General features: G+C 61.0%; 20 protein-coding genes and 2 pseudogenes. 5 read left to right on the plus strand and 17 right to left on the minus strand.

The features are described 5' to 3' along the window. Positions 1 to 4: 4 nt before the first annotated feature. The 3 genes from PG731_RS01760 to PG731_RS01770 all read right to left on the minus strand — a co-directional run bounded on the left by PG731_RS01760 (position 5) and on the right by PG731_RS01770 (position 4,880). Positions 5 to 1,264 (minus strand): ABC transporter substrate-binding protein, encoded by a 1,260-nt coding sequence (locus tag PG731_RS01760; RefSeq protein WP_270771759.1) that lies wholly within the window; start codon positions 1,262 to 1,264, stop codon positions 5 to 7. A gap of 51 nt (positions 1,265 to 1,315) precedes the next feature. Continuing rightward, positions 1,316 to 3,655, minus strand: a complete 2,340-nt coding sequence (gene yicI, locus PG731_RS01765) for an alpha-xylosidase (RefSeq protein ID WP_270771760.1) — start codon at positions 3,653 to 3,655, stop codon at positions 1,316 to 1,318. Between the two features lie 517 nt (positions 3,656 to 4,172). Then, positions 4,173 to 4,880 (minus strand): glycerate kinase, encoded by a 708-nt coding sequence (locus PG731_RS01770; RefSeq protein ID WP_270771762.1) that lies wholly within the window; start codon positions 4,878 to 4,880, stop codon positions 4,173 to 4,175. A 113-nt stretch (positions 4,881 to 4,993) separates the two neighbouring features. Here PG731_RS01770 and PG731_RS01775 point away from each other — a divergent pair, with 113 nt between their 5' ends. Together PG731_RS01775 and PG731_RS01780 are read left to right on the plus strand one after the other, a co-directional pair. Then, a complete protein-coding gene (locus tag PG731_RS01775) occupies positions 4,994 to 5,221 on the plus strand; it encodes a hypothetical protein (RefSeq protein WP_270771763.1) in 228 nt (75 codons plus the stop codon). 144 nt (positions 5,222 to 5,365) lie between these two features. Next, positions 5,366 to 5,971, plus strand: a complete 606-nt coding sequence (locus PG731_RS01780) for a hypothetical protein (protein WP_270771765.1) — start codon at positions 5,366 to 5,368, stop codon at positions 5,969 to 5,971. 56 nt (positions 5,972 to 6,027) lie between these two features. On the opposite strand, the gene PG731_RS01785 is transcribed toward PG731_RS01780, so the two are convergent. The 9 genes and pseudogenes from PG731_RS01785 to PG731_RS01825 all read right to left on the minus strand — a co-directional run bounded on the left by PG731_RS01785 (position 6,028) and on the right by PG731_RS01825 (position 15,374). Continuing rightward, the gene (locus PG731_RS01785) at positions 6,028 to 7,287 is read right to left on the minus strand and encodes an ATP-binding protein (RefSeq protein WP_270771767.1); all 1,260 of its coding nucleotides are present in this window, start codon (positions 7,285 to 7,287) and stop codon (positions 6,028 to 6,030) included. Positions 7,288 to 7,434: 147 nt separating this feature from the next. Next, positions 7,435 to 7,599, minus strand: a pseudogene (locus PG731_RS01790) (DDE-type integrase/transposase/recombinase); the annotation flags it as partial. Between the two features lie 94 nt (positions 7,600 to 7,693). After that, positions 7,694 to 8,065 (minus strand): transposase, encoded by a 372-nt coding sequence (locus PG731_RS01795; RefSeq protein ID WP_350224311.1) that lies wholly within the window; start codon positions 8,063 to 8,065, stop codon positions 7,694 to 7,696. Positions 8,066 to 8,287: 222 nt separating this feature from the next. Beyond that, positions 8,288 to 8,911 (minus strand): KpsF/GutQ family sugar-phosphate isomerase, encoded by a 624-nt coding sequence (locus PG731_RS01800; RefSeq protein ID WP_179370075.1) that lies wholly within the window; start codon positions 8,909 to 8,911, stop codon positions 8,288 to 8,290. Positions 8,912 to 9,027: 116 nt separating this feature from the next. Beyond that, complete coding sequence (locus tag PG731_RS01805) at positions 9,028 to 10,071, minus strand: ABC transporter permease (RefSeq protein WP_179370076.1); 1,044 nt, start codon at positions 10,069 to 10,071, stop codon at positions 9,028 to 9,030. Further along, complete coding sequence (locus PG731_RS01810) at positions 10,071 to 11,081, minus strand: ABC transporter permease (protein ID WP_270771773.1); 1,011 nt, start codon at positions 11,079 to 11,081, stop codon at positions 10,071 to 10,073. Before PG731_RS01810 ends, PG731_RS01805 begins: the two co-directional genes overlap by 1 nt. Continuing rightward, entirely contained in the window at positions 11,078 to 12,571 is a 1,494-nt protein-coding gene (locus PG731_RS01815; RefSeq protein WP_006680567.1) for a sugar ABC transporter ATP-binding protein, read from the minus strand. The genes PG731_RS01810 and PG731_RS01815 overlap by 4 nt, the downstream gene beginning before the upstream one ends. A gap of 67 nt (positions 12,572 to 12,638) precedes the next feature. Further along, positions 12,639 to 13,688, minus strand: a complete 1,050-nt coding sequence (locus PG731_RS01820; protein ID WP_006680568.1) for a substrate-binding domain-containing protein — start codon at positions 13,686 to 13,688, stop codon at positions 12,639 to 12,641. A gap of 36 nt (positions 13,689 to 13,724) precedes the next feature. Beyond that, complete coding sequence (locus tag PG731_RS01825) at positions 13,725 to 15,374, minus strand: ribulokinase (protein WP_270771776.1); 1,650 nt, start codon at positions 15,372 to 15,374, stop codon at positions 13,725 to 13,727. Between the two features lie 104 nt (positions 15,375 to 15,478). On the opposite strand from PG731_RS01825, the gene PG731_RS01830 reads away from it, so the two are divergent. Together PG731_RS01830 and PG731_RS01835 are read left to right on the plus strand one after the other, a co-directional pair. Next, positions 15,479 to 16,498: a sugar-binding transcriptional regulator gene (locus tag PG731_RS01830; RefSeq protein WP_270771778.1), complete on the plus strand. Its 1,020-nt coding sequence runs from the start codon at positions 15,479 to 15,481 to the stop codon at positions 16,496 to 16,498. Positions 16,499 to 16,947: 449 nt separating this feature from the next. Further along, positions 16,948 to 17,944 (plus strand): annotated as a pseudogene (locus PG731_RS01835) (IS481 family transposase). Here PG731_RS01835 and mmsB read toward each other — a convergent pair. The 3 genes from mmsB to PG731_RS01850 form a co-directional block, all read right to left on the minus strand. Beyond that, the gene (gene mmsB, locus PG731_RS01840) at positions 17,941 to 19,155 is read right to left on the minus strand and encodes a multiple monosaccharide ABC transporter permease (RefSeq protein ID WP_270771779.1); all 1,215 of its coding nucleotides are present in this window, start codon (positions 19,153 to 19,155) and stop codon (positions 17,941 to 17,943) included. The pseudogene PG731_RS01835 and the gene mmsB overlap by 4 nt on opposite strands. Before the next feature lie 13 nt (positions 19,156 to 19,168). Beyond that, entirely contained in the window at positions 19,169 to 20,452 is a 1,284-nt protein-coding gene (locus PG731_RS01845) for a sugar ABC transporter ATP-binding protein (RefSeq protein WP_270771780.1), read from the minus strand. 86 nt (positions 20,453 to 20,538) lie between these two features. Then, a complete protein-coding gene (locus tag PG731_RS01850) occupies positions 20,539 to 21,516 on the minus strand; it encodes a substrate-binding domain-containing protein (protein WP_270771781.1) in 978 nt (325 codons plus the stop codon). Positions 21,517 to 21,520: 4 nt separating this feature from the next. On the opposite strand from PG731_RS01850, the gene PG731_RS01855 reads away from it, so the two are divergent. Next, a complete protein-coding gene (locus PG731_RS01855; RefSeq protein WP_270771783.1) occupies positions 21,521 to 22,387 on the plus strand; it encodes a hypothetical protein in 867 nt (288 codons plus the stop codon). 7 nt (positions 22,388 to 22,394) lie between these two features. Here PG731_RS01855 and PG731_RS01860 read toward each other — a convergent pair whose 3' ends face one another. Both PG731_RS01860 and PG731_RS01865 read right to left on the minus strand, forming a co-directional pair. Beyond that, a complete protein-coding gene (locus tag PG731_RS01860; RefSeq protein ID WP_270771785.1) occupies positions 22,395 to 23,495 on the minus strand; it encodes an MFS transporter in 1,101 nt (366 codons plus the stop codon). A gap of 16 nt (positions 23,496 to 23,511) precedes the next feature. Next, positions 23,512 to 24,873 (minus strand): xylulokinase, encoded by a 1,362-nt coding sequence (locus PG731_RS01865; protein ID WP_270771786.1) that lies wholly within the window; start codon positions 24,871 to 24,873, stop codon positions 23,512 to 23,514. Positions 24,874 to 24,876 lie beyond the last annotated feature (3 nt).

A 24,876-nucleotide genomic window follows, 5' to 3' on the forward strand; every position in this document is an offset into this window, starting at 1 on the left:
GATTTCACTCAGTCGGCAACAGTGGCTGGATCGTAGCGAATGCATCCTTTGCCGCAGCATCCGGAGTCTTAGCACCCGTCAAAGCTTCCTGAATGGACAGCTGGATCGCCTCAGAGATTTTTGCGTACTGAGCACCGTAGGCACGCGCGTGGGTGATCTCCATCTGCTTCTCGAAGACCTGCATCTTCGGATCGGATGAAAGCTTGAGCTTTCCATCAAGGTCGGGGCGCGGAGAAAGCTGACCCGAAACGTCACAGAAGGTCTGAACACCATCATGAGAAGCCATGAACTCAACGAACTTCAGACCAGCTTCAGCGTTCTTTGCTTCTTGGAATAGGACGATGTTTTCACCACCCATACCAGTTGCTGCTTCCTTACCAACCGGCAGAGGAGCAACATCCCACTCGAAGTCAACGTCAGCAAGGTTGGATATTTCCCACGGACCATTCACCATCATTGCAGTTTGGCTGGTAGTGAATTGGGTACGTGCATCTTCCTGCGTGTAGTTAGCAACTGCCGAGCTCACTGCACCAGAGTCAATCAGACCCTTCAGATAGGTCAACGCCTCGGCGCCAGCAACGTCATAGTTCTCAACGTCACCACCGGTCTGCCAAACGAACGGAAGAACTTGGAAGGTTCCCTGTTCGTTCTTCACACCAGAAATCGCAAGGCCAGCCTTGCCGTCGGTAGCCAGAGCCTTAGCTGTAGTCGCCAGTTCATCCCATGTGGTCGGAGCAGCAGTGATTCCTGCAGCTTCAAACATCGTCTTGTTGTAGAAGAGAGCAAGGTTATTCGAATTCATTGGCAGACCATAAGTCTTGCCATCAAGCTGGGTGGAACTCCAAGGACCCTCATAGAATTCGTCCTTCATATCTGCAGTGGCATCAGTGATGTCCGCAAGCAGACCAAGGGAAGCAAAATTCTGATTGTCAACGGTATCGATAATCGCGACATCTGGGACCTCGCCACCAACGCCACCTTGGACAATTGACTTTGACAGGTCGCCAAATGCGAACGAGGTGCGATTGACCTTAATGCCCGGATTTGCTGCTTCGAATGCTGCAACCGCAGCGTTCATTGCGTCATTGGATACGCCCTGACCCTCGTAGTCCCAGACTTCGATCGTAACCCGATCACCGCTGGCATCGCTCGAACCACTTGTGGCGGAATCTCCCGAACCTGTTGAACATGCTGCGAGTGCTCCCGCCAAAGTCAGCGCGCTGACAACGGCCACATTCTTTCGCATGTTACGTGACATCGACATGTCGTCTCTCCTTTGAAATCTCATCTCTGTGTGTTGTGGTTTCTGATCAATTCACTTCGCCACGATCAACGAATAGGTGAACTCAACAGCGTTCGCATCGGCGATGATGCGTTCTCCCGACGCAAGGTCAGTGAAATTCATAGGTTCCTGAGAGCCAGTTGCGATCTCAATACTCTTGAGTGGCGCAACTACCTGAACAGACCAAGGAAAACCGGAATCAGAAGTAATAGTGACCTTCGATTCTGTAACAGTGACGTTGAACGTAACATCGCTCTCTAACGATGGAACAGTTACCGTTTGTTCGCCTGGAACCAGCCCGAACAAATACAGACATACGTTATCTGCCCAGTTGTAGACGGTCTGTTCTGAGTGCTCACCCAGCGGAAGTACCGTTCCGTCAGGAATCATGATCGGAAGCGAATCCAATGCGTGTGTTTCTGAGTACCATCCGGCACGCTCACGACGTGAACCGTCGAGAAGGTTCGTCCAACCATCCGTCGGCAGATAGTATTCAACCTCGTCTGATTGAGAAAAAACGGGTGCAACAATCATCTTGGATCCGAAATAATATTGGGTATCCACATGGGCTGACGTACGGTCCTTCGGATGTTCAAGAATCATGTGCCTCATGACAGGAATTCCGTCAGAGGTAACTTCACGAGCAACCTGAAGCACATAGGGCATCAAGCGATTCTTTAGAGCGACGAAACGTTGCGCCGTTCTAACTGCTTCATTGCCATAGATCCACGGTGTCCGGTACGAATCTGAACCGTGCAATCGTGAATGCGAAGACAACATTCCAAACGGGAACCATCGGATGAATACTTTCGGATCCGGCTTGCCTTCGAAACCACCCATATCGTGACTCCAGTATCCGAAACCAGACATTCCGAGAGACAAGCCACCTCTCAGAGTTTCACCCATCGACACAAATGTCGGCTCAGAATCGCCACCCCAATGAACTGGGAATGACTGCGATCCTGCGGTTCCACTCCGGGCAAAAACGATTGCCTCTTCTTCGCCACGTTCTTCAGCAATTGCTTCATACACCGCCTGGTTGTAAAGGTACGTGTAGTAATTGTGCATCCGTTGCGGATCCGAGCCGTCAAACCAGATGACGTCAGTAGGTACCCGTTCACCGAAATCCGTCTTAAAGCAATCAACGCCCTGACGCAGTAGCTTCTTCAGCTCATTCTTGTACCAGATGGTCGCTTCAGGGTTTGTAAAGTCAACCCATCCCATTCCAGATTGCCAGTGGTCCCACTGCCTTACAGAACCGTCAAGCGCATGAAGAAGATAACCATGTTCTTTCCCCTCTTCAAAGAGGTGAGACTGCTGTGCGATGTATGGGTTAATCCAAACGCAAATTTTGATACCACGGTTGTGGTAACGCGTAAGCATCTCTTCAGGATGAGTGAAAAGTTCGGGATCCCAGACGAAATCACACCAATGACTGGGACGCATCCAATAGCAGTCAAAGTGAAGAACGCTCATCGGGATGCCACGTTCTTCCATCTGATCCAGCAAGCCGTTAACTGTTTCTTCCGAATAGTCTGTCTTGAAGGACGTCGAAAGCCAAAGTCCGTAGCTCCATGCAGGGACCTGTGGAGCACGTCCCGTCATCGATGTGTATCGACGAAGAACATCCTTCGGCGTCGGTCCAGCAATAACAAAGTACTCAAGCACGTTACCTGGGACAGAGAACTGAACACGCGTGTTAACTTCGGATCCAATTTCGTAAGAGACCTTTTCGGGGTGGTTAACAAAAACACCATAGCCACGATCAGAAAAATAGAAAGGTACATTCTTATAGGCCTGTTCGGAAGCGGTTCCACCGTCCGCATTCCACATATCAACAACCTGCCCATTTTTTACGACAGGTCCAAAATGTTCACCAAGACCAAAAATTGATTCGCCTGGTTGGATGACTAACTGTTCATGAATGAACTTCTCACCCTCGGGGGATATAGCAATTCCCATCGACTTCAGGATCGATGATGTAATCTCACGATCTCCATCATAGAACCGGAGCTCGAAATGGTCTTCACCGCCAATTTCTGCACGCAGTAAGCCAGACGTAACAACAGCACTCTTCTTCGCTGAATCAATGGCGACGGTTCCATCACCTTCGAGAGGAGCAAGGGCAAAATTCGGAGCCAACTCGCAATAACCACGGAAGTGCTCTAAACGGACACGAAGAATTCCCTCACCCGCTGGCTCAAGAGTAATTGTCAGCTGACTTCCGTCTAGTTCCGCACCTTTAAATGCAATATGACGCGTCGGCGCGAAGACACGAACTCCATTACCGACAGGGACGATGCTTTGGATCTCACGAGGATGCTGAACGTTCCATCCATCCTTCTTCAGCCAGTATCCGTTGGTGAACTTCACTGTCTCCCCCGTTCTCAATTCCACGTTGCTTCACGTCAGATCGCGAATCGTCGCTACTTTGCGACCTTGGGCTAGCGCATTTCGTGATCAAGGATCACAAAGCACTTGTTTTGTTACAAAAGAAAACATACTTGGATAAAGAGACAAACACAACACCCTGCAAACATTTTCAAGCTACAACTTGATAACAAAAACTGCGCCATCAGGAAAAACAAGTTTTTGACCAATCCTTTACTTGCGTAAAATTAGGTCTAATGTCCCACTCTTCAAGAACTTGACAGTTTGTAAGCAATCAATACTGAGAGCTGACGCTGTCCTCATTAGCATCACAGCAACATGTCGTGCCTGCGTTGCCCAAACGGGAAACAGAAACGCGACATAGACGCGCAGAAAGTACGCAGAATCAAGACCTGCAAAACCTCCCATAGAAAAACCTCAATGCATTGAGTCCAGCGAGTGGGACGCCAGAACCTTCGCCGCCTGCTTCGCTGCACCGAGAGCAACGTATTCGCCGGGCTCAGGCAGTTCCACAACGGCATCCAGCATGTCTGCTGCCAGGGCCTGAACGGCCGTCGACTTCACCGCCGGAGCGCGGGATCCGGAAGGATCCGTCAGCGGTCGTGAGCTTCACGGCGTCCGTGGCCTGCACGTCGGCATCCTCGGCGCGCACGCGCACGACGACCCTCTTGTCGTTCCAGCGCGCCTGGAAGGAGGCCTCGTCCGAGATCCGGGTTTCGGGCATGAACTCCCAGGTCTGCGAAGCCGGGTCGAGGGCGTCGGCCGCACCAAAGACGGTGAGGGTCTGGGACTCCTTGGGGATGTCGAGTCCGAGGATTCCCGCGCCCGCGTCGTTCGTCGCCGAACCCCCGATGCCGATGAGGATCTCCTTCGCGCCCCGCCCGAGGGCGTCGCGGATGAGGACGCCCAGACCGAAGGTGTTCGAGGCGGCGACGTTCCGGTCCTCGGGCGCCACGAGCTCGATGCCCGCGAGCGCGTAGGCGGAGCGAATCGGCCGTCCGAGGGCGTCGACCGACTCGATCTCGACGCGGTCGGCGCCCCAGGCGGTAGCGACCGCGTCGATGAATCCCTCTCCCCCGTCAGACATCGGGACGAGGACGCAGTCCGCGTCGGGATGGACGTCGCGGACGCCGAGCCGCATCGCCTCCGTGGCCTCGAGCGCCGTCATATTCTCTTTGAAGGAATCGGATGCGAGGATGAATCTCACGGGGCCTCCTTGCTCTCGCGCGTTCACTTTCACGCTAGTCGGCCGGGGGCATCGCGGGTGCGCTTGCCCGACAATTTGTCAACAGTTTTCAATTCGTGACGAAGGAGTCGCACATGGACGTGAAGATCGGCACCGGGAAGGTTCGCGCGACCATCCAGCTGCAGGGCGCGATGACGACCGCGATGTTCGAGGCCGGGACCGACGCGGAGTTCTCGCCCTCGTACACGGCGACATGGGAGGGGTTCCCGGAAGCACCGATCCTCGACCGACTCCGCGGCGATTTCGCCTGCCTCCCCTTCGGCGCCGCCCCCGAAGCCGCAGTCGACCTCCCCGAAGAGTAGCGCGACGGCTACACGGGCCCCTCCGAGTGGATCCACGGCCCATCCTCGAACCTCGAATGGACGCCCGTCGAGGTCGGCGATGACACCGCGCTCCTCGCCCTCGACTACCCCGGGAACTCCCCGATCACGCGCATTGAACGGCGCGTGACCTGCGCCGAAGGCGCCGTCGAGTTCGTCGACTCGATCACGGTGCGCAAGGACTGCCGACTGCCGCTCGGCCTCCACCCGATCCTCCGACTTCCCGAGGACGAGGGCGCGGCGCGCATCGAGGCCCCGGAGTGCGACGCCTACTGGGCGCTCCCCATCGATTCGGGCACCTCCGTCCTCGAGGTCGGCGCTGTCTTCGAGGATCTCGCCGCCGCTCCCCGCTCCGACGGATCGACCATCGACCTCACTCGGGTCCCGCTCGGCGTCGAGGTCGACGAGATCGTCCTCATCGCCGGGCCGAAGGAGCCTCGGGTCGTCCTCGTCAACGAGGCGGAGGGGTACCGCGTCGGCGTCGAATGGGATCCGACGTATCTCAAGAGCGCGATGCTGTGGATGTCCAACCGCGGGCGCAAGGGGCTGCCCTGGGGCGGGACGAACCTCTGCCTCGGGGTCGAGCCAATCACCTCGGCCTTCGACTTTGGACAGGGCGTCTCTGCCGGCGACAACCCACTGGCGAAGGCCGGATACTCGACCGCCGTCGACTTCGAGGCCGGGCGGACCTACGAGGTCCGGCACCGGATCGCGGCCGAGCGGATCGGCTGAGACGCTTCATACCCCGGGTCTTCCGGCATCGAACACGCAACGGAAGGAGGCAACAGTCATGCAGTCAGGCACGCGAGAGGGACGACGAGGACACCGTCGTCCCTTCGATATGCGGTTCGACCTGCGGTAAGCACGGCGAGGAATGACGGCTCGCCCATCCGCTGCGTGTCAACGCGATCGCGTAGGGCGGACAGATGCTTCGCCGCCTCATCGATTTGCGAACCGCCGAGCTTCACTTCGATCGGGGCCCAACGCCCATCGGCAAGGACGATCACCGCATCGGCTTCAAGTCCCGTTTTATCGCGATAGTGGAATACTTCGCCGTCGTTGTATTCCGCGTACACCCGAAGGTCGTGAACGCACAGGGATTCGAACTGGAGGCCGAAGGTCTCCATGTCCTTCAGCAGCGCCGCGGGAGTCGCGCGCATGAGCGCCACTCCGATCGACGGATCCGAGAAGTGACGGGTCGGACTCGTACGCACGGCGGTTTTCGAGCGTAGCGCTGGATTCCATGCGGCGAGGTCCTCGATCACATACGCGCGAGTGAGAGCATCGAGATAGTCACTCACGGTGTTCGGCGACATCGCCTCATCATTGACCGCGAGGTCGGCCGCGATCGTCGTCTGCGCCGCCTCGGTCGAGACACGCCGAGCATACGCCCTCATAAGGGCGCGCATTCGAGTCGCATTGCGGTTCACGCCATCCATGCGCGCAGCATCCGAACCGATGAGCCCCTCGACATAGGTGCGTGCACGCCGCCCGACATCAGCAGTCGCCGCAGTGACTGCCTGAGGCCACCCTCCCCTACACAGAAGTTCGACAATCCTTTCGACGTCGAGCGGGGCGATGGCCACGACGTCGCCCTCGCCATCGAATAGAGCCCTCAGGGAGATCTCCCCACTCGAGTCGCCAGCCTCCGCCAGACTCATCGTACGCATGACGAACCGCTCGATTCTGCCGACTCCCGAGTGGGCTCCCATGATCGAGGGCGTCGAAGACCCCGTGAGGATGAACTGGCCCGCTTCACCGCGACGGTCGACGCAAAAGCGCACCGCGTCCCAGAGTTGAGGGGCCATCTGCCATTCGTCGATCAGCCGAGGAATAGGCCCCTCGAGGAGCGCGGATGGCTTCACCTCCGCCAGCTGCCGGTAAGAGCTCGAGGTGTCGGGATCCTGCAAGTAGACGACCGATGCGGCGGCTTCCCGAGCGGTCGAGGTCTTACCACACCACTTGGGTCCGGCGATGAGGACGGCTCCGCTGGTTTCTAGCGATCGACGAAGCTGTTGATCGACGAAGCGAGGAATGTAGTCCGCCATCTACTTACCTTTCCCTGAATCTTGAGGAACAGTGTAAGTGATTGCGTGAGTTGGACGGCTTTCGTTGCGTGAGTTGGACGGCTTTCGTTGCGTGAGTTGGACGAATTCTATTGAGTGAGTTGACTCTGGGGCTTCGAGCGGCAAAGCTTCGGTCTTCATGGACGAGCGCGTGGACCAGCCCACGATCTTGCGGGAAAACACATCGGTCACGAACGCGGTGTACACAAACCCGACCTTCGTTCGCACGTACGTCATGTCCGCGACCCACAGACGATTCGGCCGATCAGCTGTGAACTGGCGGTTGACCAGATCCGCGAGGACAGAAAACCGCCCGCGCGCTCACGGTTCAACGTCTGACAGATGAACTCAACACTGAAACGATCACGATATGCGTCAATGAAGGCAATCATTTCCGACGTTGGGGGTCGAGTTCGGACGCGAAAAAAGCCGACGCCAACTTCAAAATCTCGTTCGTCCGCCGTAGCTCTGCGTTCTCCCGACGCAAGCGCTTGAGTTCGACGCTTTCCTCAGTGGAAACCCCAGGACGAACTCCCGCATCCACGCGCGCCCGCATTACCCACCGTCGAAGTGACTCCCTCGACGTTCCCAACTTCATCGCCGTATCAGCAATCACGCTTGTCTCAGACACTCCAGGATCATCCCGAAGCCGATCCTCAACAAGGCGTACAGCCCGATCCTGAAACTCTCTCGGATAGTTCCTTGGCATGCGAAATCCTCTCACAACAACCGAGGAACAAAACCCGGGGCGCTTCACCATGAACCAAACGCATGCCCCACAGCCTGCACCACAACAACACCGCCCAAAGAATTCTCACCAGCCTCCACATCGACTCCACACCATAGATATGGGTCACTTAAGTTGCACGAGTCAGGTTCAACATCAGGATTCTCATCGATTCATTGAGGGCAATTCGAATATTGATGGGGGCGGTCCGCCGACGCGGACCGCCCCCATCGCTGAGTATTTTCCGGTCAGCACTCACTCCTGTTGAGACAGGCGCGCAAGCGTCTCCTCGGTATCCTTGCCGACCTTGCCGCTGGGGTGCAGGTAGAGCACTTCCTCCCAACCGAAGCCGCGACGCCCGCGAACGTACATCGCCATCGCATCCCCCCATGCACAGTTGGACAGAGTCGACCCCATGGCGAGCACGCCTTCCGGATCCCCCGACATGAACGGGGTAACGCACACGAGATCAGCCATTCGCTCCAGGGTCGACTCCGGGTAGCACGTGAGAACAACGATCTTCGCGCCCCGATGCTTCGAGCGATCGACGAATTCCGATAGCTCGTCGGATTCTCCGCCCTTGGAGATCGCGATGACGAGGTCTCTCCCTGTTACGACCCCCAGACTGCCGTGGAGACCGTCTGCGGGATTCTGGTACAGCGCAGGCGTGCCGGTGACATTGAAGAGATGAGCCATGCGCCGAGCGATCGTGCCTGAAGTGCCCGATCCCGTGCACACCACTTTCCCCTCCGTTGAAAGAATCGCCTCTGCCACCGCGACGAAGTCCTCATCGAGGCTCGCCGCCGTGTGCGCAACATCTTCGGCTTCTCGCATGATCAACGATCGGCACGCTTCAAGTAGTTCCTTATCGGCACTCATGTCCGACTCCTTTCCCCGACCCATCACGGCCAGAACACGATTGGTCGGGCTCATGCCCGACCTGAGTAGAGGCCGTGCGATTGATACGGCCCGACTCTCAGCTGTCGTTCACTCCTTCATGCAAAAGCGGCGACTCGATTGCGCGGGACCCCGTGTCGTCCCTTGTCCCGCGAAACACGTTCAGCTCGGTGCTTCACCTCCCACTGGACGACGAAGACGGACACGAGAATCAGGCCTTGGACGATCTGATAGATGTACGCCGAATAGCCGAGTGCATTGAGCCCGGAGGAGATCATCTGGAGGATGACGGCGGCGATAGCGGCACCGGGAATCGCCACTCGTCCGCCGAAGGGATTAACGCCGCCGAGAACGGCGATAGTGATCGCAAGCATGAGATAGGAGCCGCCGTAGCCCGCAGAGGCTGAAGCTGTTCTAGCGGCCATGAACACTCCTGCGAGCGACGAAAGGACCCCGCACAGGACATAGGTCTGCACGGTCACACCTACCCTGGAGATTCCCGAATAGTCAGTGGCTACGGGATTCTCGCCGAGCATCACTGCCCGTACGCCGAAGGAGGTGCGCCCCATGAGCAGGGCGACGAAGACGACGACGACGAGGAATGCCCAGAACAGGAAGGGAATGCCCGCCAGAGTTCCTATTCCGAGAACATCGAGTTCAGGGGTGCCCCCGTAAAGGGGCTTTCCCTTCGTCAAAGCGATGGCGAGACCGAGGAAGATCTGCTGGGTTGCCAATGTGGCGAGAATCGGAGCGATTCTCACTTTCGCAACCAAGAGACCATTGATCGCTCCTGCGACTACCCCGACGACGAGCGCCGCACCGACGGCGATCAGAGTCGCAACAATCGATGGGAATTCCGCATCGACCAGCGCATCAGACAGGAAGAGGACGAGCAGAGCCGATAGATTCGCGACGGTCACCGTCGACAGGTCGATCCCTGCAGTAGTCATCGCCACTGAGATCGCGAGAGCCATCAATGCGATCTCCGGCACCGCGTAGGCGATGGAAGCGAGATTCAGCGACGAAAAGAAGGCCGCCGGAGCCGCCAATGAAAATGCGATCGCGAGAACCCCGGCCACTCCCAGGAGCCCGGCGGAGTAGCCGAAACGCGGCATGCGGTGAAGAACTTGAGAGGTGAGCATTACGCACCTGCCTCCTCGAGGATCTGCGGGCGACGAACGGCAAGAAGCGCAGACCGCGCCTGAACCGCTACGCCCAGGAGAATGACGAAGCCAATGACGAAGCTCTGCCAGTAGCTCGATACCCCGAGACGTACGAGCGAGTTCTGCGTCAAGGAGATGAGGAGAACACCCAGGAAGGTTCCCCATACGGACCCGCGGCCCCCGGAATCAAGAGCACCACCGATCACGACGGCGGCGATGACGTTCATCTCCGTTCCAACAAGTTCGAACGGCGATGCGTGGCGCGACACGACCATGTGGACCATGCCGCCGAGGCCCGCCAGCACGCCCGCAAGAACGTAGATCCCCACTTGTACGCGTGCGACTTGGATGCCGATCCTGCGTGCCGCTTCCCGATCCCCGCCGATGGCGTAGATCGAGCGCCCGAATGTCGTTCGACTCAAGAGGAGGGCGACGAGCGCCGCGACGCCGAGCACGACGAGAACGGTGACGTTGATAGGGGATCCCCCTAGGCTCAGCACACTCGTGGCTCCGACGGAATCGAACAGTGTCGGTAATGTCGCCAGGTAAGTGGATCCGATGAAGGCGAGGAGCGCTCCTCGGATAATGACCTGAGTGCCGAGAGTCGCGACGAGCGTCTCAATGCGATAACGAGCGACGAGAAGCGCATTGAGGAGACCGAGCACTCCGCCCAGACCTGCAGCGGCGAGGAACGGCCAGACTCGGCCGTCCACTCCGCTGGAATTCATCACGGTGACCACCGTGTAACCGGAGAAGACGGCGATCGCCGTGAAGGAGACGTCCATTCCACCCGAGATGATGACGGGGAGGAGCCCCAGGGCGAGGGCCATCGTGACGATTCCCGACCTGATGATGTCCCCTGCGAAAGAGAGACTCATCTGTCCGGGTGAGATCACCGCCATGCCGACGAGGATCACGATAATGACGAGAAGAAGAATCCCCTCGTTGTTCCTGCCCCGCAGGGAACGAATGCTGAAGCCTGACTTCATTCTGCTTGAAACACCTCCTCGACGCGGTCCGTCGTGACCTCATCTCCGGCGAGTTCATCGACGAGCCGTCCGCGTCGCATGACGAGAACACGGTGACAGACCGAAACGAGCTCGGGGATGTCATCCGATATGAGTAGGACGCCCATTCCCGAAGCCGCGCGTTCCCGGAGAATGTCCATGATTGTGGCTTTGGCGCCGATGTCGACTCCGACTGTCGGACCGTTGAGAATGAGGACCCTCGGGTTCGTCGCGAAGCACTTCGCGAGAACGACCTTCTGCTGATTCCCTCCGGAGAGGGACGAGACGGGGTCCTTCGGCGATCCGACTTTGATACCGAGCTCCTCGATCTGTTGGTCCACGAGCTCGCGCGCACGGTTCCAGCGGATCCAACCCAGTGCGGAGGAGAGCGACGCAAGAGTCGAGGCGATGACATTATTGAGGATCGACTGCTTCAGGAAGACTCCTTGGGTCAAACGATCCGGCGGAACGTAGGCGATCCCTGCATCGAGAGCTGCGGCTGAGCCTCGGAATCGGACTACCTCCCCTCCTACGCTCACGCTTCCTCGATCCGTACGAATCTTGCCGACGACAGCTTCAGCGATTTCGGAACGACCTGAGCCGAGCAGACCGGTGATACCGACGATCTCCCCCTTCTTGACGTGGAAGGAGACGTCTTCAAAGAGACGATGGGCACTCAACGAATCGACACTCAAGACTTCCGGTTCGTCGGGAGCCAACGCGCTGACGCGGCGTTCCTCAGTCGCGACATAACCGAGAAGCGACTCTGCGAGCAGGTCGGGCGTGAATCGATCACTCGGACTGTCCGCCACGACTTTTCCGTTGCGCATCACGACGATCCGATCCGAAACGGAAAGCACCTCATCAGTCTTATGAGAGACGAAGACGATGGCGACTCCCTGGTCACGCAGTTTGGCGACGATGCCGAAGAGGACCTGAACCTCTTTCCAGGTCAGGGCAGTCGTCGGCTCATCCATGAAGAGGACCTTGACGTCGCGGGCGAGAGCGCGAGCGATCGCGACGATCTGCCGGTCGGCAACAGTGAGGTCCTTGAGCTCAGCATCCAGATCCATTTCGACACCGAGTTCGTTCAGAACCCTCTTCGCCGTCTCGTGATCGATCCGAGGCTGGCGAGTGCGTCTCCCCTCCGCAACCCGTTCGCCGAAGCAAATGTTCTCGGCGACGGTGAGGTTGGGAAAGACCGACATGTCTTGGAAAATCACTTGGATTCCGAGGCGTATCGCGTCGAGCGCGCCAAGGCCGGTAACATCCGCGCCGTCCAGGAGAACGCGCCCTTCGCTCGGATGCTCAACTCCTGACAGTATCTTGATGAGCGTCGACTTCCCGCATCCGTTGGTTCCGGCGAGGCAGAGGACCTCCCCCCTGCGAATCGCGATCGATACGTCGTCGAGTGCAGTGACACCCCCGTATCTCTTCGTGATGCCCTTGGCCTCGAGAACGGCTTGAGACATGCCTACCCCCCTTCATCGAGGGTCGGGGCAGTGCTGGCACCGCCCCGACCCCGCTCAAGGACGCCCGTCAGAACGGGTAGTCCTTGGTCGTTTCCTTGGTGATGTCGATCCAGGCGTTGCCGTAGAAGGTCGTCGGTGACTCCTTGTCCTGCGTGACCTTCTCGTAGCCCGGAACCCCCAGATCGGCGCCGTCCACGATTGATCCTCCATCGAGAATGATCTCGGCGGCTGCGAGCATCGCCTTGCCCTGGAGGGCGGGATCCCATCCGGTGATCACATCGACCGAACCGTCATCAATGAGGGAGCCGACGATCGCCGGAGTCGAGGTGCCGACGACGCAAGTCTGATCCTGCTTCCCAGCTTCCTGAATGGCACGACCGATACCAGCGACATCGGTGGACGCCGAACCGATGAAGCCCTTGATGTCGGGATAGCGCGCCAGAATCTCCTTGGTCCGCTGATAGGCGGTCTCCTGGGATTCATCCGAAGAGACCCTCTCCCCGATGCTCGTGATGTTCGGGTAGTCCTTGAGGTGCTCGGTGGCTCCATCGGCCCATTCGTTGTGCGACTTGACGGTGAGCGAGCCGACGAAGTGTGCGTATTGCCCACCGGCATCGCCCATGCAGGTGGCGAGCTGATCAAGCTGATGGGCGCCGTAGTCCTGGTTGACGAATGCCTCGACGTCGGCGTCGACGCCGTTCATGCCGGCGGCTTCGCCCGTGACGATGACGATCCCCGCCTGCTTCGCGCGCTGAATAACGTTCTCGAGGGATTCGGGGGAGTTCGGGACGATCGTCATCGCGGACGGCTTCTGGGCGATGAGATCGTTGATGATCGCGATCTGCTTCTCCTCGGAGGCGTCATCACCGGCGGTCTGAGTGACGCTGATGCCGTGCTCTTCCGCGTATTCTTCGTTACCGACCTGCATTCGGTTGAACCAGTCTCCGCCGGACAGCTTCACGACGTTGACGATGTTCCGGTCCCCGCTCGAAGCGGCGGGCGCCCCGGACTCCGCACCTGAATCGGCGGTACGGGCGCCCGTGGTCGAGCATGCTGACAAGGCGACGAGTGCCGCCAAGGAGACGAAGGCGACGGCGCCTTTCCTCTTCGTAGTCATGGTTATCCTTTCACCTGTGTTGTGTGGAAGCGACTGTCACTCGCGCCCTTGACGATGGAGAGTCCTCCACTCCTTCATGAGTTCGGGGTGTTCGACCCCGAACCAGTCATGCACGCTGCGCCAGCTCTGGCGCAGCCGTTCATACGCCGCGACCGCTTCGGTATCGGGCGTGTAGATCCGAGACGGAGCGCTGACGAGTGCCGCAGCTCGATCCCAGTCCTCGATCAGACCTGCGGCGAGGGCCCCGTGGAGGGCCGCTCCGAGCGCCGGCGTATTGGCGGATGCGCTGACTTCGATCTCGCGCCCTGTGACATCTGCGAGGATCTGCATGAGGAGGGGGCTCTTCTTCGACAGTCCTCCGCACGCGATGATCCGCTCGATCGCAATGCCGCATTCCTCGAAGGCTTCGAGTATCACCTGTTGACCGAAAGCCACTCCCTCGAGGAGGGCGCGATACAGATCGACGACGCTTGTCGTCAATGTGATTCCCGCGAAGACACCGGACAGATCCGCATTGATGAGGACGGACCGATTGCCGTTCAACCAGTCAAGGGCGACGACGCCTGTCGAGGCCGGCGCCAGCTTCTCCGCTTCGGCTTCCAGGTGGGCGAATAGGGATGAACGGGAAACGGGCTCGCCGCCGACCTGCGCCAAACGCAGCACGTCGACGAACCAGCTGAAAGCGTCGCCCACGCCCGCCTGCCCCGCCTCATACGCCCAGTGACCCGGAATGATGCCGTCACGAACAACACCTTGGATTCCTGCGACTCTTTCGTGACGCTCGTGCATGACGAGGTCGCACACGCTGGTTCCCATGACTGCGACGAGCGTTCCGGGTTTCGTGCAACCGACGCCGAGCAGCGCGACATGGGCATCCATATTGCCGATGGCGATGGGGAGGCCGGTTCGCAGACCGAGGCGCTCCGCCCATTCACCCGTGAGTCCGCCCGCGAAGTCGCCGGGATCGAGGAAGTCACGCCCGAGCCTCCCCAGGACTCCTGAGAATCCTGCTTCGACATCGTCGAGGACCGTCGCTTCCGGGTATCCCCCGCTTTCGACGCGATAAGACCCTTTGTATCCAGCAACGTGCCGACCTCGGACTTCATGCCCGACGAGCTGTGAAACGATCCAGTCCTCCTGTTCGATGAGAAGCTCCGCGCGATCCCAGACTTCAGGTGCACACCGCAGGATGAGCAGAGCCTTCGGCAGCATCCATTCGGGGGATAGCGCTCCTCCGTAGTCTTCAAGGAAATCCGGGGTATCGGCGAAGCGCCTATTGAGGTCCTCTGCGCAATCCTGGGAGGCATGATCCTTCCACAGCCTCGCCCAGGCCCAGGGGTTCTTTCGTAGGTCATCGAGACGAGAAAGCGGGGTCAGATCACGCCTTGCGGGCACGACGGTGCACGCGGTGGTGTCGATGCCCAAAGAAACGATGTCCGAGCCGTCGACGCCTGCCTCGCGAACCGCGCCCTGAATCGAATCAGCGAGGGCATCCATCCAGTCATCCGGGTCCTGAAGCGCCCATTGAGGGGGGAGAGGCTCACCTGTGACCCACAGTTCGCGATCCATGACGCCGTGGGTGTACATGGACACGGCGCTTCCGATCTCGTCTCCGGTCTCGAGATCGAGCAGGAGAGCCCGGGCAGACTCCGTTCCGAAATCGACTCCGCAGCCAATGCGCGACATCGCCACACCTCCGAGAGTTGCTCATTTGAGCGCTACATTACGCTCAGATGAACTAAAGATAGCTCCACTCACTTGTGAATGCAACACTTCTCTTATATGCTCATATGAGCATCTATGGAGAGGGGCCGGCGACAATGGAGACCTATGACGACGTATCCCCCTCGACAGAGCCCGACCGCGAAGGTCTCCTCGCTCGAATCGCACGCAGCTTCTACCTCGACAACATGAGCAAGGTGGAGATCGCCGCCCACTACGGAATCTCGCGCTTCAAGGTGGCTCGCCATCTTCAAGAGGCCTGCGAACGAGGAATCGTCCGCATCACGATTCGCACGCCCAACGAACAAAGGACCGATCTCACGAGCGCTCTCGAAGGGCATCTCGGCATCTCCCATGTTCGACTCGTCCCCCCCTCGTCCGACATCGTCAAAGAACGTCAGGCACTCGGCGCGACAGCCGCAGAGATCCTCACGACCCATTTGCGCATGGGTCAACGGGTGGGATTCTCCTGGGGACGAACACTGCTACCGATCGCCGACTACCTGGGAGAGCTCCCCTCGACGGAGTTCGTGCAACTCACCGGCGTCGTCGGCAACGATCCATCGAAGTCCCCGATCGAAATCATCGGAGCGATCAGCCGTCGCTCCGGATCCACCGCGAAAGCGCTAATTGCTCCCCTGTTCTCCGCATCGGCAACAGTGGTTCATGCCCTGCGTCAAGAACCGGCCGTCACCGAGGTTCTCGCACTCTACGAGAAGCTCGATATGGCCTTCCTGTCGGTGGGGTCATGGCGTCCGCGCGTGACTCAACTGGCTCAGCACATCAGCACTGCCGATCAGCTCGACCTTGATTCCAAAGGCGCCTGCGCAGACTTCGGCGGTCTCTTCTTCGACACGAAGGGCCGCTATGTGGATACCCCGATCAACGAATGCAGACTCTCCGTCAGCGTCGAACAGCTTCTCGCCACTCCGATGGTGGTCGCTGTCGCCGGACAGATCGAGAAGGTCCACGCGATCCATTCCGTGTGTTCATCGGGCTTGGCGACCCACCTTGTGACGACAACGGAGGTCGCTGAAGCACTCCTGGACATGGATCCCATCACGAAGACCGCGTACCAACGAAACTGAGCAATGTATCAGCACTGGGCCGAAACGACGCGTCCCGTGTCGGCTGCGCTTCAACCTTTTCCCAACTCGAAACGGAAATAGAAAGCAGGTGAGCTCTTCCCCTGCCCGGGAAGGCGCGAGCCATCGAGTCGATCGCTCGATCCGGGGTGATCTCCGCGCTCATCACGACAGATGAAGTCGCCCTCGATATCTTGGAGCGGAATTCGCCTGAGCCCGCGTCAAGAATCTGAGCGGCCGTGGGAGCTCCCCGCCGATCCGCGCGCGCCCACGCTCCGGAACGCACACTCGACACCCCTCGTGCCCGCCGAGCCACGCCGAGAGTACGAGCCGGTAAAGATCAGGTCCGGCTAGCTGTACTTCCTCGGGAGGTTGTGAACGGCGTGGATAGGTGAAGGCCTCCTTGGCAGGATGTGGGTTACCACACTCGCAACCTGTACAAGGAGGCCTTCGTGACACACGCTAATGCACCGTTGACGCCGGAGGGAAGGCGCCGCCTGGCGTCCTTGGTGGTTGATGAGGGGTGGCCGATGCGCCGGGCCGCCGAACGGTTCGGATGCTCGCCGGCAACGGTCAAGCGGTGGGTGGACCGGTATCGGGCGGGCGCGCCCCTTTCCGACCGGTCCTCCCGCCCCAATCACTGCCCCACCCGCCTGCCCAAGCGCGTCGAGCGGCGCATCATCGCCTTGCGTTTCACTCGCCACTGGGGCCTGCATCGCCTACCACCTGCATTTGGCCCGCTCCACGGTCGGGCGGGTCCTGAACCGCTACCACATGCCGCTCCTCGCGCACGTCGACCGGGCCACAGGGCTCGCGGTGCGCAAACCCCGGCCGGTGCGCTACGAGAGGCCCCGTCCGGGTGATCTGGTCCATGTGGACATCAAGAAGCTCGGCCGCATCCCCGACGGCGGGGGCTGGCGTGTTCACGGTCGCGGATCGGCCCAGGACCGCGCCGCGGGTGCGGCCCGCGACAGGGCCGCGAGGACAGGAGCCTCAGGGGCGCGCGGCTACCGGTACCTGCACCACGCGGTCGACGATTACTCGCGTCTGGTCTACTCCGAGATCCTCGACGATGAGACCAAGGCGACGGCCGCGGGCTTTTGGAAGCGGGCGGCTGCTTTCTTCTCCGAAGCGGGGATCAGTGTGCGCGAAGTGCTCACCGACAACGGGTCCTGCTACCGGTCGCACGTGTTCAACAGGGCGCTCACAGACGCGGTGAAACACCGGTACACCAGGCCCTACCGCCCCCAAACGAACGGGAAGGTCGAACGCTTCAACCGGACCCTGCTCGCCGAATGGGCCTACGCGCGCCCCTACACCAGCGAAACCGAACGCGAAGCCGCCTACACGCACTGGCTCCACACCTACAATCACCACCGACCCCACACCGGCATCAAAGGCCAAACCCCCGCACAACGCGTTCACAACCTCACGGGGAAGTACAACTAGACCGTTCGAGCCGCGCGCGACTTATTGAGCTGATCGAAGGCGACCGCGCCGAGGAGGACGAGGCCCTTGATCGCCTGCTGCCAGGCCGAGTCGACCGACATGATCGAGAGGCCCATGTTGAGGACTCCCATGAAGAGCGCGCCGATGATCGTTCCGGAGATGCGGCCGATGCCGCCCCAGACCGCCGCGCCGCCGATGAAGCAGGCGGCGATGACGTCCATCTCGTAGTTCTGGCCAGCCGCGGAAACTGCGGCGCCCGCGCGGGACGTCGTGACAATCGCGCCAACCGCGGCGAGGAATCCCATGTTGACGAACATCCAGAAGTTGACGGACTCGACGGAGATACCCGAGAGGCGGGCAGCCTCGCGGTTGCCGCCGACCGCATAGATGTAGCGACCAAAGGTCGTCTTGTTGAGGACGAAGGTGTAAACGACGACGAGGACGCCACAAATCACGAGGACGAAGGGGAAGCCGATCGCCGCACCCGCGAGGATGTACGTGAACACGAGGATGAACGCTACGATGACGACCATCTTCGTGATGGCGAGCCACATCGGCTCAGGTTCGAGGCCGTGCTTGATGAGCGAAGCGCGGCGACGGAGCTGCGAGAAGACGAACATGGCCGCCAGCAGGACGCCAACGACGAGGGTGAAGACGTCGAGGACTCCCGCGAAGCCGAACCAGCCGAGGATCCCTCCGTTCGCGATCTTCACGAATCCGCTGGGGAGCGGGGCGATCGTCTGCGGGACCATGACGATCGCTAGACCGCGGAAGAGGAGCATACCTGCGAGGGTGACGATGAAGCCTGGGATGCCGACGAAGGCTACCCAGAAGCCCTGCCACGCGCCGACGACGAGACCGATAACTAGGGCGAGGAGCACCGCGACGACCCACGGAATGTCCCACTTCGCCATGGCGATTCCGAGGAAGCCACCGATGAACGCGATGAGGGAGCCGACCGAGAGGTCGATGTGGCCCGCGACGATGATCATCAGCATGCCGATCGCCATGATGATGACGTAGGCGTTCTGCTGGATGAGCGATGCGACGTTATCGGATCGCAGGAGGCGCCCTCCGGTCATGGCCTCGAAGAAGATCATGACGACGACCAGTGCGAGCATGATGCCGTACTGACCGAAGTCGATCCGCTTGAGCCACGAGGACTTTGCCGCCTTCTCCTTCGTTTCGGCGGTGATTTCTTGAGTAGACACTGGGATCGCTCCTTCAGCTCTCTTGCATCATGTGGGACATCAGGACTTCCTGCGTGGCGTCGGCCTTCGCGACCTCGCCCGTGATGCGCCCAAAACTCAGTGTGTAGATCCGGTCGCACAGACCGATGAGCTCAACGAGCTCGGACGAGATGACGACGACTGCCTTACCGGCGTCGGCGAGCTCGTTGATGAGGGTGTAGATCTCGTACTTCGCGCCGACGTCGATGCCGCGGGTGGGCTCGTCGAGGATCAGCACGTCGGGCTCAGTGAGGAGCCACTTCGAAAGGACGACCTTCTGCTGGTTGCCACCGGACAGGGTGCCGACCTTGACGTCGACCGACTCGGCCTTGGTCCGCATCTTCTTGCGCTGGTCCTCGGCGAGCTCATACTCGGTGAGGTCCGAGATGACGCCCGCCTTCGTGATCCTGTTCATCGAGGCCACGGTCATGTTGTGCTTGATCGCGCCGATGAGGTTGAGGCCGTAGCGCTTGCGGTCCTCGGAGGCGTAGGCGATACCGGCGTCGATGGCCTGGCGCACGGAGTTGAGCGCCACCTTCTTGTCGTGAAGGTAGAGGTCGCCGTGCTCGTAGATGCCCCATGACTTGCCGAAGAGGCTCATGGCAAGCTCGGTGCGACCGGCACCCATGCGGCCGGCGATGCCGACGATCTCCCCGGCGCGGACGTTGAAGCTCACGTCGTGGAGGGCTCGACGGCCGGTGATCGGGCTGGTCACTGCCCAGTTCTCGACGCGCATGACCTCCTCGCCGATCTTCGAGACGTGGTCGGGGAAGCGGTTGTCCATCGACCGGCCGACCATGTCGCGGATGAGGAGGCCCTCGGTGACCTCCACGTCGCCGTGCATGTCGTGGGTCGTGATCGTCTGGCCGTCGCGGATGACCGTCACGCGGTCGGCGACCTGCCGGATCTCGGAGAGCTTGTGGCTGATGATCACGCACGAGATGCCGGACTCCTTGAGCCCGACGATGAGATCGAGGAGCTTCTGGGAGTCGTCGTCGTTGAGTGCGGCGGTCGGCTCGTCGAGGATCAGCACCTTGACGTTCTTGTACGACGCCTCCTTCCCCTCGACGACGATCCGCCCGCTGTATGAGCCGTGCGGATGCACTCCCGAAAGGACCTTCATGAGGGTCGACTTGCCCGCACCGTTCTCACCGCAGATGGCGTGGATCTCGTGCTCCCTGACGTCGAAGGTGACGTCCGAGAGGGCCTTGACGCCGGGGAAGGTCTTCGTGATGTTGTCCATCTCGAGGATCACCCTGCGTTCGGGTGTTTGTGCCATCCGGCACCCCTTTCCGATTTCAGGTTGAGGGGTTTCGGGGCACCCGCAGACGGGCGCCCCGAAACCCCCATGTCAGGCCGGATCGATCAGAGACCGATGTCCGAAGCCTTGTAGTAGCCCGAGTCGACGAGGATCTCCTTGGCGTTGTCCTTCGTCACGATCTCCGGGGTGAGGAGGTAGGTGGGAACGACCTTCTTGCCGTTGTCATAGGTCTTGGTGTCGTTGACCTCGACCTCCTTGCCGGAGAGGATCTCGTCGACCATCTTCGCGGTCTCATCGCCGAGCTTCTCGGTGTTCTTGAAGATGTCCATCGACTGCTTGCCGGCGACGAGGTTCTTCACGTTGGCGGCGTCGCAGTCCTGGCCGGTGAGAAGCGGGTACTCATCGCCGGGCGTGTAGCCCGCGCCCTCGAGGGCCTGGGCGATGCCGAGGGCGAGCGAGTCGTTCGGGGAGAGGACGATGCCGACCTTCGAACCGTCGGAGTAGAAGGAGTTGAGGCGGTTTTCCATCTCAGCCTGGGCCTTATCGGAGCCCCAGCCGAGGATGCCGATCGACTGCCACTCGTCATCGCTCTTCGGATCCTTGCCGGACGGGACCGTGATGGTGCCGTCCTGGATCATCGGGAGGAGGATGTCCCAGGCTCCCGAGAAGAAGTACTTCGCGTTGTTGTCGTCGGGCGATCCAGCGAAGGGCTCAAGGGTGACCGGCGTCTTCATGTTCGCGATCTGGTCCTTGATGAACTGGCCCTGGAGCTGGCCGACCTTGTAGTTGTTGAAGGTGACGTAGTAGTCGACGGAGTCGGTGTCGTTGAGGAGACGGTCGTAGGCGATGACCTTGATGCCGGCCGCATGCGCCTTGTCGAGAACCGGGCCGAGGGCGGTGCCGTCAATCGAGCCGACGACGAGGACCTTCGCGCCCTGCGTGATCATGTTCTCCAGCTGGGTGATCTGCTGGTCGACCTTGTTGTCGGCGTACTGGAGGGTCGTCTGGTATCCCGCCTTCTTCAGCACCTCCTCGAGGTGCGCTCCGTCACGGTTCCAGCGCTCGAGAGACTTCGTCGGCATCACGATGCCGACGAGAGTATCCGAGGCGCTGGCGGACGTGCCAGAGGCGCCCGACTCGGTCGCGGAGGAGCTGGAACTGGCGCGCTGCGAGGAGCAGGCGGTGAGGCTGGCGACGGCGAGGACGACGGTCGACGCCGCCAGGCTCGACGAGCGTCTTGGGCTCGCGGAGACCTCGATCGGCCGCATGATCCCCGCCGCGCCCCCCGAACCCGGACAGCCCGCAACCCTCATTCGCGTCGAGCCCTATCGGGTTCTCCCCTATGACGCGAACGCCCTCAAAGGCCCCGAGCCCCAAGTCGAGGGACTCTTCCCTGTGCGGGACGTCCCCTTCGCCTTCTACTCCGACCACAAGCTGTTCCTCCACAACATGGGGCACTGCATGTGCGCCTACCTCGGAGAGCGCCGCGGCTACGAGTACATCTGGCACGCGATCGGCGACCCGGAGATCCGCGCCCTCGTCCGCGCGGCGATGACGCAGTCCGCGCTCGCCCGCCACATCGATGACCTCATCGCCCGCTTCGGCAATCGGGCGCTCGGCGATACCGTCGAGCGCGTCGGCCGAGACCCGATCCGCAAGCTCGCCCCCGAGGATCGCATCCTCGGCGCCTATCGCCTCGCGGCCGAGCAGGGATCCCCTCACTCCTACCTCTCATTGGCAGCGGCCGTCGGCACCGCCCGGCTCGCCGCAGAATCCGAATGGTCCGACGAAAGGGCCCGCGCCCACATCGAGGATGCTCTTTTCGGCGACGCCGATGAGAGCGAGGATCGCGCTCTCTACCGCGCACAGCTCGCCGCTCTCGAAAAGGGCTTCGACTGGGCCGCGCAGACCGCCCTCCTCGATGGCCATGCGAGGCGGGTCGGCGCCATCTGACGGGAGCTCAGACCCCCGTCGCCCAGGCCTCGATCTCGGTGACGACCTCGCGGCCGGTGCGCGCGGATTCCTCGATCGCGAGACCGAGGAGGTGATCCTGACAGGCGTCGGCGAGGGAGTAGGGGACCCCGGCCTCGCCGCGCGCCCACAGCGCACCCGGCCAGCGGCGCATCCCGTAGACGAGCGCGCCGATCATCGAGCCCGCGGAGAAGCAGGCGCTCACCGAGCCCGCCCAGGCCTGCATGCCGCGCTCCTGCGCGAAGGCGACGATCGCGATCTCGGTCGTCGACTGGAAGGCCCCGTAGAAGACGAGGACGGCGAGGAGGACGACGAAGGTTCCCGTCCACAGGGTCTCCTCAGGCGCCTTCGCCCGCCGCGCCACCTCCCGGGCACCGACGGCGCCGGGGTCACCGTGGGGGGCGCTGTCCGCCTCCTCGGCCGAGGGTGGCGCGGCCTCGTCGAGGGGAAGCGGGCGCGAACGCGAGGCGGCGCGGAGGGGCTCGGGCTGGAAGGTCCGATCGGCGAGCATGCGCAGGCCGATGAGGATCGTCCCGATCCCGAAGGCGAGCGCCGCGAGGGGGTGGACGAGGGTGGCGAGCGAGGTCGCGATCGGTGTTGAGAGGACCCACATCGATTCTTCTGCGACCGAGGTGAGTGAGAGGGCAAGGGGCATCGAGCCGGGCTCGGAGCGCAGGGCGACCCGCCACCTCGCACGGATGAGGGAGCCTCCGGGCACGCTCGCGCCGAGCATAACGACGACGAGGAGGAGCGCCCAGTAGGGCAGGCCGAGGACGAGGACAAGACCGAGGCCGAGGATCGAGGCGATCCAGAAGGCGCCGACGAGCGAGGCGATGCGCGACTGTCCGTGCCGGTCGATGAGGCGGCCGATAGTGGGCCCGATGACGGCGCCGGCGATCGACATCACCGCCGTGGCGACGCCGGCGCTCGAGTAGGAGCCGTAGACGTCGCGCGCTCCGATGAGGAGGGCCATGTTCACCATCGCGTAGGGGAACTGGATGATGACCCCGCCGAGGAGGAAGCGGGCGACATGCGGACGGCGGAGGAGGGCCGCGTATGCGTGCAGCCCCCCTCCTTCACTCGAGGTCATTCGACTCCTTGACGATTCACTCGGTCTCGGCGAGCACCCGGACAGCCTGCTTCGCCATACCGAGGGCGACGTACTCTCCCGGTGCGGGCAATTCGACTTCAGCGTCGAGGAACTGCGAGGCCAACGCCTGAACGGCCGTCGACTTCACGCCACCACCGACAATGAGCACCTTGTTCAACGGCACGCCAAGCGCACGCATGGCATCGAGCGCGTAGCGCATGAGGTTGAGCAGACCTTCGACCGTGGCGCGAGCAACGTGCGCGCGGTCGGAGTTAGCCAACGTCATGCCACGGAGCTCCGCCGTCGCATCGGGCAGGTTCGGGGTGCGTTCGCCTTCGAAGTAGGGGATCAGCTCGAGGCCTCCGGCATCCGGGACAGAGAGGGCGTACTCGTCGAACTCCTTATAGTCCAGGCCGGTCACCTTCATCATCGCGTCGATGATGCGCGACGCATTGAGGGTGCACGCCAACGGTAGCCAGTTGCCCGATGCATCGGAGAATCCCGTCACCAGACCGGACGGATCAGCAACGGATGTTGCCGACACTGCTGCGACCACACCAGAGGTGCCGAGAGACAGCAGGGCACTGCCCGGCTCCAAGTCAACGCCCAGCGCAGAGGCAGCGTTATCACCAGCGCCAGGGCCAAGGACAATGTCTCCCCAACCGCGCTCAGGGTCACCGTAACCGACCACGTCCCACGGACCAGCAATGGTCGGAAGAATGATAGAGGCAGCCGTGGCCTCGTCGATACGAAGCGCAGAGGCGAGAATATCGCGACGGTACGTCGGGGTCTCGCGAGCCATGTAGCCGGTGCCCGACGCGTCGGAACGGTCGGTTGCCAGCTGGTCCAACGCGGGCTTGCCCATGATGCGCCAGGTCAGATAATCGTGCGGAAGGCAGATTGCGGCGATCTTGGCGACGTTCTCGGGCTCGTTATCGGCGAGCCAACGCAACTTGGTGACGGTCAACGATGCGACGGGAACGGAACCCGTGGCCTCGGCCCACCATGCGGCGCCCTCGGAGCTGGCATCGTCGCGGTCATCGGTGCCGCGTTCGCGAATGAGGTCGCGCGCAGCACCAGCCGAACGCGTGTCGTTCCACAGCAGGGCAGGACGGATGACGTTGCCTTCCTTATCCAGGCAGACCATGCCGTGCTGCTGACCACCGACGGACAGGGCAGCCACATCGTCCAGACCGCCTGCACGTTCAAGGGCCTCCTCGAAGGCATCCCACCATTTTTCGGGATCAACTTCGGTGCCATCCGGGTGTGAGGCCTTGCCTTGGCGAACGATGGCGGACGTAGCGGGGTCGTAGATGACAACCTTGCAGGACTGGGTCGACGTATCAACACCGGCAACGTAGGGGCGAAGAGTGCTCATATT

The sequence above is a fragment of the Pauljensenia sp. OF14-1SRA genome (assembly GCF_027694595.1).
GTDB classification, from domain to species: Bacteria; Actinomycetota; Actinomycetes; order Actinomycetales; family Actinomycetaceae; genus Pauljensenia; species Pauljensenia turicensis_B.